13 protein-coding genes are annotated in these 10042 nt (G+C 34.9%); 12 read left to right on the top strand and 1 reads right to left on the bottom strand.

Going from position 1 to position 10042, the window contains the following annotated elements; genetic code table 11:
- Positions 1–185 precede the first annotated feature (185 nt).
- Positions 186–587 carry a DUF3795 domain-containing protein gene (locus QZU77_RS09570; RefSeq protein ID WP_295603512.1) on the bottom strand — a complete coding sequence of 134 codons (402 nt, stop codon included), beginning with the start codon at positions 585–587 and terminating at the stop codon, positions 186–188.
- 57 nt (positions 588–644) lie between these two features.
- On the opposite strand from QZU77_RS09570, the gene QZU77_RS09565 reads away from it, so the two are divergent.
- The 12 genes from QZU77_RS09565 (at position 645) to QZU77_RS09510 (ending at position 9898) form a co-directional block, all read left to right on the top strand.
- Positions 645–1835 carry a glycosyltransferase family 4 protein gene (locus tag QZU77_RS09565; RefSeq protein ID WP_295603510.1) on the top strand — a complete coding sequence of 397 codons (1191 nt, stop codon included), beginning with the start codon at positions 645–647 and terminating at the stop codon, positions 1833–1835.
- Positions 1836–2029: 194 nt separating this feature from the next.
- A complete protein-coding gene (locus QZU77_RS09560; RefSeq protein WP_295603508.1) occupies positions 2030–3136 on the top strand; it encodes an ABC transporter substrate-binding protein in 1107 nt (368 codons plus the stop codon).
- On the top strand, positions 3137–4150 hold the full coding sequence (locus tag QZU77_RS09555) for an iron ABC transporter permease (protein WP_295603506.1): 1014 nt from the start codon (positions 3137–3139) through the stop codon (positions 4148–4150). It abuts the gene before it with no gap.
- Positions 4141–4944 carry an ABC transporter ATP-binding protein gene (locus QZU77_RS09550; RefSeq protein WP_295603504.1) on the top strand — a complete coding sequence of 268 codons (804 nt, stop codon included), beginning with the start codon at positions 4141–4143 and terminating at the stop codon, positions 4942–4944. Before QZU77_RS09555 ends, QZU77_RS09550 begins: the two co-directional genes overlap by 10 nt.
- Before the next feature lie 9 nt (positions 4945–4953).
- The gene (locus QZU77_RS09545; protein ID WP_295603502.1) at positions 4954–5523 is read left to right on the top strand and encodes an FmdE family protein; all 570 of its coding nucleotides are present in this window, start codon (positions 4954–4956) and stop codon (positions 5521–5523) included.
- Between the two features lie 226 nt (positions 5524–5749).
- Complete coding sequence (locus tag QZU77_RS09540) at positions 5750–6379, top strand: peptide ABC transporter permease (protein WP_295603500.1); 630 nt, start codon at positions 5750–5752, stop codon at positions 6377–6379.
- Positions 6376–7017, top strand: a complete 642-nt coding sequence (locus QZU77_RS09535; protein ID WP_295603498.1) for a MotA/TolQ/ExbB proton channel family protein — start codon at positions 6376–6378, stop codon at positions 7015–7017. The genes QZU77_RS09540 and QZU77_RS09535 overlap by 4 nt, the downstream gene beginning before the upstream one ends.
- Before the next feature lie 4 nt (positions 7018–7021).
- Complete coding sequence (locus QZU77_RS09530) at positions 7022–7321, top strand: DUF2149 domain-containing protein (protein WP_295603496.1); 300 nt, start codon at positions 7022–7024, stop codon at positions 7319–7321.
- 223 nt (positions 7322–7544) lie between these two features.
- Positions 7545–8102: a 50S ribosomal protein L15e gene (locus QZU77_RS09525; protein ID WP_295603494.1), complete on the top strand. Its 558-nt coding sequence runs from the start codon at positions 7545–7547 to the stop codon at positions 8100–8102.
- A 37-nt stretch (positions 8103–8139) separates the two neighbouring features.
- Positions 8140–8559, top strand: coding sequence for an RNA-binding protein (locus QZU77_RS09520; RefSeq protein ID WP_295603492.1), 420 nt, complete (start codon positions 8140–8142; stop codon positions 8557–8559).
- A 661-nt stretch (positions 8560–9220) separates the two neighbouring features.
- On the top strand, positions 9221–9610 hold the full coding sequence (locus QZU77_RS09515) for a hypothetical protein (protein ID WP_295603490.1): 390 nt from the start codon (positions 9221–9223) through the stop codon (positions 9608–9610).
- A gap of 93 nt (positions 9611–9703) precedes the next feature.
- A complete protein-coding gene (locus tag QZU77_RS09510; RefSeq protein WP_295603488.1) occupies positions 9704–9898 on the top strand; it encodes a helix-turn-helix transcriptional regulator in 195 nt (64 codons plus the stop codon).
- Positions 9899–10042 lie beyond the last annotated feature (144 nt).

The following is a 10042-nucleotide window of genomic DNA, read 5'->3' as shown; positions in this document are numbered from 1 at the left end:
TTGCACTATCATAATTTCGGTTTTGTGAATATGTTTTTTACATATTCATCTTTTTTTATTTTTTCATATGGATTTCCTAATTTCTTAAAGCTATTTTTTAAAACAAGTTATTTTAAATCAATTTAAACATTAATTTAATAATAGTAATTAAGTTCATTATTAAAATTATTAATCAAACTTTTCATTTAATCAATTTGAAATCCGCACTCGGAACAGGTCATGCTTTGGAATTTAACAACCCCTCCACATTCGGGACACAGCCATTTTTCACGGTCCTCACTCATCATACGACCAATGCCTGTGGTTTTAATCCTTTTGGCACTGCTTAAAGTATCAAGATTGTGTCTTTTAACATATTTTTTGGAGTGTTTTTTCATCAAAGGACAAGGAAACTCGCTGCAGCGTCCGCAATAGCTGAAATTTTTCTTGTCAAAACAAGTTTTAATTTTGCATTTTAAGCTGGCTTTGCTTTTGCCATCATCACTAATTAAACAACCTGCACATGGATTTTGATATTTTTCACAACTAATACAATTTATCCCGCATGGGGCAAGTAATTTTGAATCTAGTTCATTCGGCATTTTCATAATTATTAGTTTTGATTAAAGAAACTTATATATTTATTTAGAAACAAATAACGTCTTATGAAAATATTAGTTGTTCAAGAGTCTGACTGGTTGGAGAGAAACCCTCACCAGCAACACCATTTGATGGAGAGAATGGCAGAGCGAGGCCATCAAATAAAAGTCATCGACTATCCTATAGATTGGCCAAACGATGACGATTCAGGTTTAATATACCATAAGGAAGTCCATGAGAATGTTTCCAAAATCAAGGAGAACACTCACATTGAAGTAATAAGGCCAGGTTTTATAAAAATCAAGGGTCTTAACTATGCAACATTATTCTTTACTCACAAAAAAGAAATAGAGCATCAAATCGATGAATTCAAGCCGGATGTCATTCTGGCATTGGGTATCTTAAACTCATATAATGCCTCAAGGCTTGCTCGAAAGCATGATATTCCATTTGTATACTATTTCATCGATGTGATATATGCATTGATTCCAGAAAAGGCATTCCAGAAAATGGGACAGATTTTCACTGAAAAAACAATCCGCAATGCTGATTTGGTAATTACAATCAACAAGAAACTCTCTGAATTTGCATACTCCGTTGGTGCAAAGCCGGATTCAACAATACTTATTGATGCGGGTATAGACTTGAACAGCTATGATCCTGATTTGGATGATTCTGCAATACGTGAAGAATACGGCATCAAAGAGGATGATATTGTATTGTTCTTCATGGGTTGGATATATGAGTTTGCAGGAATGAAGGAGCTTGCAAGGGCATTGGGTCAGAATAAGGATAAATATCCTAATTATAAAATCCTTGTGGTTGGTGACGGGGATGCATATGACGAGATGTGTGAAATCCGTGATGAATACAATATGGAAGACCAACTGATATTGACTGGAAAGCAGCCATTTGAAAAGATTCCTGAATTTTTGGCCTCTGCTGACTTTTGTCTGCTTCCGGCATATATTGACGAGCCGATAATGCAGGATATTGTGCCAATCAAGATTTATGAATATTTGGCTATGAAAAAAGTGGTGATTGCAACCGAACTGCCAGGATTGTCCAAGGAATTCGGATATGGTCATGGTATTGAATACATTCATGAAGCTTTTGAGGTCTTGACAACTGTTGAGGACATTCTAGCTAATGGAAAGTATGATGAGATTGCAAGCACTGCACGGGAATATGTCGAGTCAAATGATTGGGAAGCAATCACTGATAAATTCGAAGAGGCTATGAATAAATTATTATAACGATAATTTTTTCTTAAATTTTTTTATTTTTAATTAAATCTATTTATACTTGATTTAACTATTTTTTAACTTTTAAATCTATTTTTGCTATTGAAAAAATTATTATATGAATACTTCCTATATTTTAGAAAAATTATTTAATAACTTATGTGAATATATATTCTTATCGATAAGTTATGTTGGGGTTTTAAATAATGGAAAAGAAAGTTAAAGTAATAATCTTATTGTTGGTTGTTTTGGTCCTGGCAGGGCTGGCAACACACATGTTTTTAACACCATCAACAGTAGAGACTGTTGGGTCTAAAAATGTAACTGATATGATTGGAAGGAATGTTGAAATGCCTGCATCCGTCAGCAATGTGGTAGCGACAAGCCCTCCGATGACTACAGTATTATATATGATTGTACCGGACAAACTGAAAGCCGTAAACTTCCAGTGGACAGATGAGGAAATGGAATATGTTCCAAGTCAATATCAAAACTTGCCGGTAGTAGGCGGATGGTACGGCACACAGGATGGAAGCTATGAGGAATTCATTGCGTCAGAACCTGATGTTGTCATCGAATCCATTGATGAAGGCGGTGACGGAGATGCGTCCACTGTCAAAGAACGTCAGGAAAAATTTGGAACAATTCCTGTAATTGCCGTCAAGGACACAACAAATGTTGAAAAAATAGGTGAATCCATTACATTCATGGGGGAAGTCGTAGGAGCCCAAGATAAGGCACAACAGTTAAACGACTTCAACAAGAGGTATCTGGATATTGTTCATGACAAGTCATCTAAGCTGAGCGACTCAGACAAGGTAAAGGTTTACTATGCGCAAGGCGACGACGGACTTCAGACAAACCCTTCACACTCCACACACGGTCAGTTAATCGATTTGGTCGGTGGAGTGAACGTTGCCGATTCTGCTGCTCAAGGAAACACTACAAGTGGTGTTCAAGTTTCAATGGAGCAAGTAATCAGCTGGAATCCGGATAAGATTATAACAAACGATCCTGAATTCTATGCAAAAGTCTATTCCGATTCAAACTGGGGTAAAATTGATGCAGTCAAAAACCATGAAGTCTACCTGTCTCCACAGTCCCCATTCAAATGGTTTGACAGGCCTGTTGGCGCAAACATGATTATTGGAGTTCCATGGACTGCAAAAGTGCTCTACCCAGATGACTACAGGGACATTAACATGATGGATGCGACAAAAGAATTTTATTCAAACTTCTATCACTTTGATTTAAGTGATGATCAGGCAAAAGACATATTATTGGGCTCTGGACTTAAAGAGGAGAATTTATAAATGGATAAGGAGACAAAAGAGATTATAAGCATCATACTTTTAATCTTTTTTCCAATAATTTTATTTTTCGCTTCATTTTTAATAGGGAGATATCCAATAAGTCCTGTGGATGTGATATATACCATATTGTCCCCTATATTTCCACAACTTGAAGTTAACTCTACGTTAACAACAATTGTCTTTGAGATAAGGCTTCCAAGGATTATAGGAGCAATTGTGGTTGGAGCATGCCTTGCAATTTCAGGGGCGGCGTTCCAGTCAATATTCAAAAACCCTCTTGTTTCATCCGACCTTTTGGGAGTGTCAAATGGTGCAGGTTTTGGAGCGGCACTTGGAATATTGCTAAGCGGAGCAAACATTATAACTCAGATATTTGCATTTGCATTTGGTTTGATATCTGTTGCAACAACTTACCTGATATCAAGAACCTATAAGGCTGGAGGAATACTTGTGCTGGTCTTGTCTGGAGTTGCAATATCAGCATTCTTCAACTCATTGATATCAGCAATCAAGTTCATAGCAGATCCTGACGACAAGCTTCCTGAAATTGTCTACTGGCTGATGGGTTCTTTAGCTTCAATCAATGCTGATAAGCTGTTCATGATTACAATACCGGTAATCATTGGTCTTGTAATTTTATTATTGTTAAGATGGCAAATGAATCTGCTTGCAATGGGCGATGAAGAGGCACAGTCACTTGGTTTAAACCCTTCAAGACTAAGGCTGTTAATTATTGCAGGATGTACATTGCTGACTTCTGCAGCGGTTTCAATAAGCGGTATTGTCGGATGGGTCGGTCTGATCATACCTCATATGGCCCGTATGATTGTCGGACCTGACAATAGAATACTTTTGCCGGCATCTTTAAGTTTGGGGGCTAGCTTCTTATTGCTTATTGATAATATTTCCCGTGCAGTGATAGCAATAGAAATACCTATTGGAATTCTAACCGCCATAATTGGTGTTCCAATTTTCTTATACTTACTTAAAAGAGGTTATTCAGAATGGTCGTAGACAATAAACTGTTTGAAGTAAAAAATATCTCATTTGACTATGATGGGGAAGAGATATTCTCAGATATAAGTTTCTCAATTGGCAAAGGCGATGTGCTATGTATTCTAGGGCCGAACGGAACCGGTAAAACCACATTGATTAAATGTTTGAACGGTTTGCATGATATAAAATCCGGCGAGATCCTAATCAATGGGGAGGATATGAAAAAATTGTCATTTAAGCAAGTTTCCAAGCATATAGGATATATTCCGCAATCTCACGTTCCCTCATTTCCGTTTAAGGTATTTGATGTCGTGTTGATGGGAAGGGCTCCGTATCTCAACTTGACTGATTCTCCCAAAAAGGAAGATATTGAAATTGCAACGGATGCCTTGAAAACATTGGGGATTGAGGACTTGAAGGATAAGGAATACACCAATTTAAGTGGTGGGGAGCGCCAATTGGTTTTTCTTGCAAGAGTGTTATGTCAAAAACCTGACCTGTTGATATTGGATGAACCGACATCCCATTTGGACTTTGGAAATCAAATAAAGCTATTGGAAATAATCGATAATCTTGCAAAAACCGGTTTGTCAATAATAATGTCGTCACACTTTCCCGACCATGCATTTTTAAGCTCAACAAAAGTGGCCATCATGAAGGATAAGAAATTCATCGATTTTGGAACTCCTGACGATGTTGTAACTGAAGACAACCTGAAAAAAGCCTATTCGATTGATGTTAAACTAATAGAATTGGATTATAAACGGAAGGTATGCGTACCAATGAAAACAAATTTGAAACTAGATTTATGAGGTGATAATATGAATGAAAAAGATTATGATGAACAGTTGGCAAAGGCACGTGATTTTCATGGTCACATTTGCGGAGGAATTGCCATTGGGACAAAATTGGCAATGTATGGACTGGAATTGCTTGGAATGCCCTTAAATGAAAGGCATAAAAACCTGATAGTATTTTTGGAAATCGACAGATGCATGTCTGATGCAGTTCAATCAGTAACCGGATGTTCTATGGGTAAAAGAACATTAAAGCAAATGTATTATGGAAAATTTGCAGCAACATTCTACAATCAGGGCACTGGTGAAGCATTAAGGATCACTGATGCAGATGCAAACAAGAAATTCAAGGATGAGGAAACAAAAGAGGAGATGATTGCACGTTTCAGACGCACACCTCCTGAAGAACTGTTCAAGGTTACCAAGGTTAAAATTGAATTGGGTCCGGGAGACATGCCTGGAAAACCTTACACAACTGCATTCTGTTCAGTATGTGGTGAAAAGGTATCTGATGGCCGTCATGTTTTAAGGGGAGGAAAGCCAGTTTGCAAGTCCTGCGCTGAAGGGTCATACTATGAAATAATTGAAGAGTAATTTATAATGAAAAATTATTAATTACTTTATTTTTATTTATTCTTTATTTTTATCAAAATTTTTTTCTTAATTAAACTAATATTGTTTTTAATATATTTATTTTCCTAACTAATCTTTATTAATTGAGTAATTGATTTTTAAATAATTCATTTCGATATGTTTATATATTCATGTTGATTAATATTTAATTGTATAAAGAATATGAAAGGTTAAAAAAATGGACTTGATGGGAGGGTATCTTTTAGTATTATTGGTTTTATTTTCAGCAAACATTGCATTGCTGCTTGGAAATACTAAAATCAATAATTTGAAATTACTTGTTATTTCGGCAATATTTTCAATCTTCACATTTGCATTGATGAATCTCTCAAGCAACATCAATATTGGATTATTGGATTATTTTGGGTATATATTCCTGGTAATATCAATATTGACATTTTTCATAATGGCTTATTGCACAAAAAACAATAATTTCAGGGCACTCTTTTATTCAGTGATAATTATTTTCATAACCTCAGTAGTTTTGCTGTCATCACAGTCAAGTCTGGATTTGTTCAGCCATATTTCATATTCTTTATTGTTTTTCATTATATTATTCGTTGTTTATCAACTTACAAAATTATTGCACCATGCAAAAAGGCAATATTCGGTTATAATAGGAGAATATATGGCATTGGCTTCAATATTGATTTTTCTTTTTGCCTTGACATATAATTCCACGTTGAATCTTAACTATGCTATGTTCAGTTCATTCTTAATTCTAACTCCTACATATCAGTTGATATATGTCATTATTGGAATTTTTGTTGTTTTGGTTGCAGGTGTTTTAATAAATGATATGAGGGGAAATAGATGATTATTCAGGGAACTGAGACATTAACTTCATTAATTCATATAATATCTGAAAGTCTATTGACACCGGTCGTAATCTTATTGGTGATTTCAATAGTTATTGTTATATTGGCCCTTGGAGGATTGATTAATGAATTCATATCAAGAAAGGCAATCAGCTCAAAAGATTTGGAGGATTTAATTAGAAAGGTTTCTTTTTCAACCAATGTAACTCAAATGAAGGATGAAATCGCAAAAAGCGACTTGTTTGAATATCAAAAGGAAATTTTAACAAGAATTGCAGACAATCATGATATTGGTCTGGAAGCAAGGAAAGCGCTTGCAAGCGAATTGATTTCAGCTCACGAGACAAGACTGATTAAAAAAACCAATAAAACTGATATTCTTGTTCGTGTAGGTCCTATATTAGGTCTTTTAGGTACTTTGATACCATTGGGTCCTGGGCTGGCTGCACTTGGAACCGGTGACATTGCAACACTTGCGCAATCCTTGACAATTGCATTTGATACAACAGTTACAGGTTTGACGGTTGGCGCTATTGCATTTTTAATTTCCAAATATAAAAAACAATGGTATGAATCCGAATTGATTGATGTTGAAACCGTTGCCGAAGCGGAACTTGAAACAATAAACAAATGGTGATTGAATGCTTAGAAAAAGAAGAAGGATTTCCGAATCAGTTGATGATGACCCGATGGGAGGACTGAACAACTTATCCGATGCGATGCTTGTGTTGGCATTGGGCTTTTTGATTTTTGCAATCATGGCTTTATCAGCCAATCCGGACATGATTACCCAATCTCAATCCACGCAGGATGTTTCAACAGCTGAAACATTTTCCCAAAACTACACTGATGCCGGAGGACTTGAAGACAGTGGATACAGTGAAGTCGGAAAGGTGTATGAAGATCCTGCCACTGGCGAGCTTGTTATGGTGTCGGGTTAATATTATTGGAGTTTTTACTCCATCTATTTTTTTTCATTTGTTAGGATAAAAATATTATGGGAATGGGATATTTCCATGGAATGCCTAATTTTATCGATACTTTTATAAGTAGTTAAAACAAATATTTGATTACTGTTATTTTAATGGCAGTGATAAATTACTTTTTTTGGGATAAGTTCCCAATTGGATGTGGCCCTCGTGGCTGAACAAAAAGGTGTTATTTATGTATAAATATATTAGAGACGCATGGAAAAATCCAGATGAGTCCTACGTACGTGAACTCATGTGGCAAAGAGCTCCTAAATGGAGAAGAGAAAAAGCAGCTCAAAGAATTGAAAGACCAACCAGACTCGACAGAGCTAGAAGCTTAGGTTACAGAGCTAAAAAAGGTTTCGTTTTAGTAAGAACCAGAGTAAGACGTGGTGGAAGAAGGAAAACCCGTCACTTCAACGGTCGTAAACCTAAAAGAATGGGTGTTAACAAAATCACTCAAGCAAAATCCATTCAAAGGATTGCTGAAGAACGTGTAGCTAAAAAATACCCTAACCTTGAAGTATTAAACTCCTACTGGGTATGGTCTGACGGTAAATATAAATATTACGAAGTAATTTTAGTAGATCCACAAAGTCCTTCTATCATTAACGATAAAAAAATCAATTGGATTTGCTCCAAAAAACACACTAACAGAGCTCTCAGAGGCTTAACCAGTGCTGGTAACAAAGGACGTGGAATCAAATCTAAAGGAAAAGGCTCAGAACAAGCTAGAAGAAGAGACTTATAATTCTTCTTTTCCTTTTTTTATTTTTTTTCTGATTTAAATGATTCACAACATCAAGTTCCGTGCCTTCGTCTATGAGGATGAAAGTGTTGATGAGATTAGTCAAGCTATTTTAAATATTCTTCCTGAGGCTGAAATCGAGGCTGAAGAGGCTGAGGGGATGCTTGAAAATAAGATATTGATTCTATCAGGTGTTGTGTCCAAGAAACGATACACCAAGGCTTTTTTTAACACACTTCTTGAAAGCGTTGATTTGGACAAGCTGAATGATGATCTTGAAAGGAAGATGGATGATAAGGGCAACTGGTTTTTAAGATTTGACAAGACTGATGCTCTAGATGAAAAATGGACCATATTGGACAAGGGTGATGCTATCCATCTGAAAGTTAAAATTGCGGCGTTTCCTGCCAAAAAACAGATTGCTGTTGATAAGGTGAGAGATGCGATTTCAAGTGTTTAAATTGGTATTTTTCCCAAGTTAATGGCCAATATTGTATTTTTGAACTTTTTTTTTAGTGAAAAAGACTAAGGTGAGATTATTATTGTAGTCTGTTATGAAATTGCATTAATAATTTTTTTTTCACTGTTGAGCAATTGATGCATTTCTAATAATTGTCATTCTTTAGTCTTGGGAATGTTACCGCGTGAAGTTAATGGGGAGATAGATTAATGAGTATGATATTATTTTCATTTTTAATCTGGATTTAACTTCACAAAGATGTAAAACTGCGTTTACATGCTATACTATTATTTATCATGATATATAAATATTTTGTTCATAATATTTTAAATTTGATAAATTTATTTTATTAAATATTAAAATAAATAAATATTTGTTTAATTTATATCTATATTTTTCTAAATATTGCCTATGAAAATTGATTTATAATATATGTTAATTATTTTATCTTAAATTCAATCAATTTATTTCATATATTAAATGATATTTATTTTCATTGATTTTTTTTAAATAATTTTCATTATTATGCTAAATTTTATAACAATTGATATATCATTTAGATTAATATTTTTGACATTCCATGCATGCAAATGGTCATGCCTCTCAAGAACTATGCTTAACTTTAAAAAATATTAAATGTAAATAATTACTTGGTGATAATGTGGAAAGACAAAGCAAGATACTCATTGTTCTTTTGGTTGCATTTGTAATCTGCATGGCAGTGTTCTGGTTTCAGTTCAACAACAATGTCTCAACATTCATGATACTCAATGAAACTGAAGTCGCTGAAAACGGGTCATTTTCAGGGATGCTCACCGATGCCTATGGCTATGGGGTTCCTAATCAGACAGTGACCTATCACAAGCCGGGATATGAAATGGGAACTATTGTGGATGCGAAAACGGACGAGAATGGTGAGTTCACAATTGAAAATGTGGAGTATTTGCCTGATGCGGGCAAGGATAACTATTATGGGGATTTCACTTTTGCCGGAAATGGGAAGTACTTGGGATGCACTTATGAGGGCAATGTCACTGTAGTTCCTAAATAGGTTTTTTCATATGATTTATTAATGATGAAGTTCTAAAATAATAATGTAAAAAATATATTGCATTATTATTGAATAACTTTTCAGGGCCATTGTATGAAAAACAATATTAAAAGATTAAGAACACAATTGAACATCACACAAGCCGAATTGTCAATATTGACAGATATTCCTATCGATGAATTGGATGCAATAGAAAGCGATCAAGTGGAACCGTCACTAATCGATGCGCACAAAATCACAAAGGCATTAAAACAGGAATTCATCGCTTCAGTTTTTGAACTGGATTAAACTTTTTTTTGACTCTTTCAAAAACTTTGTTGATTTTCAAAATCTTTTTAGGGGCCTGAATTTTTCAGTTTTCTGAAAGTTGTTGTATGGCTGTTTTTGAGTAAAATCCTTGCGATATGATTAGTGCTCCTAAAAATACATTTA

Source organism: uncultured Methanobrevibacter sp. (assembly GCF_902774605.1).
Lineage (GTDB): Archaea > Methanobacteriota > Methanobacteria > Methanobacteriales > Methanobacteriaceae > Methanocatella.
Note: the sequence above shows the minus strand (reverse complement) of the source record. Positions and strands in the feature narration are given on the sequence as shown.

What these genes read in the sequence shown, in the direction of transcription:
- QZU77_RS09570 (WP_295603512.1), bottom strand. Translation starts at nt 587, where the DNA reads ATGAAAATGCCGAATGAACTAGATTCAAAATTACTTGCCCCATGCGGG.
- QZU77_RS09555 (WP_295603506.1), top strand. Translation starts at nt 3,137, where the DNA reads ATGGATAAGGAGACAAAAGAGATTATAAGCATCATACTTTTAATCTTT.
- QZU77_RS09565 (WP_295603510.1), top strand. Translation starts at nt 645, where the DNA reads ATGAAAATATTAGTTGTTCAAGAGTCTGACTGGTTGGAGAGAAACCCT.
- QZU77_RS09510 (WP_295603488.1), top strand. Translation starts at nt 9,704, where the DNA reads ATGAAAAACAATATTAAAAGATTAAGAACACAATTGAACATCACACAA.
- QZU77_RS09560 (WP_295603508.1), top strand. Translation starts at nt 2,030, where the DNA reads ATGGAAAAGAAAGTTAAAGTAATAATCTTATTGTTGGTTGTTTTGGTC.
- QZU77_RS09520 (WP_295603492.1), top strand. Translation starts at nt 8,140, where the DNA reads ATGATTCACAACATCAAGTTCCGTGCCTTCGTCTATGAGGATGAAAGT.
- QZU77_RS09545 (WP_295603502.1), top strand. Translation starts at nt 4,954, where the DNA reads ATGAATGAAAAAGATTATGATGAACAGTTGGCAAAGGCACGTGATTTT.
- QZU77_RS09525 (WP_295603494.1), top strand. Translation starts at nt 7,545, where the DNA reads ATGTATAAATATATTAGAGACGCATGGAAAAATCCAGATGAGTCCTAC.
- QZU77_RS09530 (WP_295603496.1), top strand. Translation starts at nt 7,022, where the DNA reads ATGCTTAGAAAAAGAAGAAGGATTTCCGAATCAGTTGATGATGACCCG.
- QZU77_RS09540 (WP_295603500.1), top strand. Translation starts at nt 5,750, where the DNA reads ATGGGAGGGTATCTTTTAGTATTATTGGTTTTATTTTCAGCAAACATT.
- QZU77_RS09535 (WP_295603498.1), top strand. Translation starts at nt 6,376, where the DNA reads ATGATTATTCAGGGAACTGAGACATTAACTTCATTAATTCATATAATA.
- QZU77_RS09550 (WP_295603504.1), top strand. Translation starts at nt 4,141, where the DNA reads ATGGTCGTAGACAATAAACTGTTTGAAGTAAAAAATATCTCATTTGAC.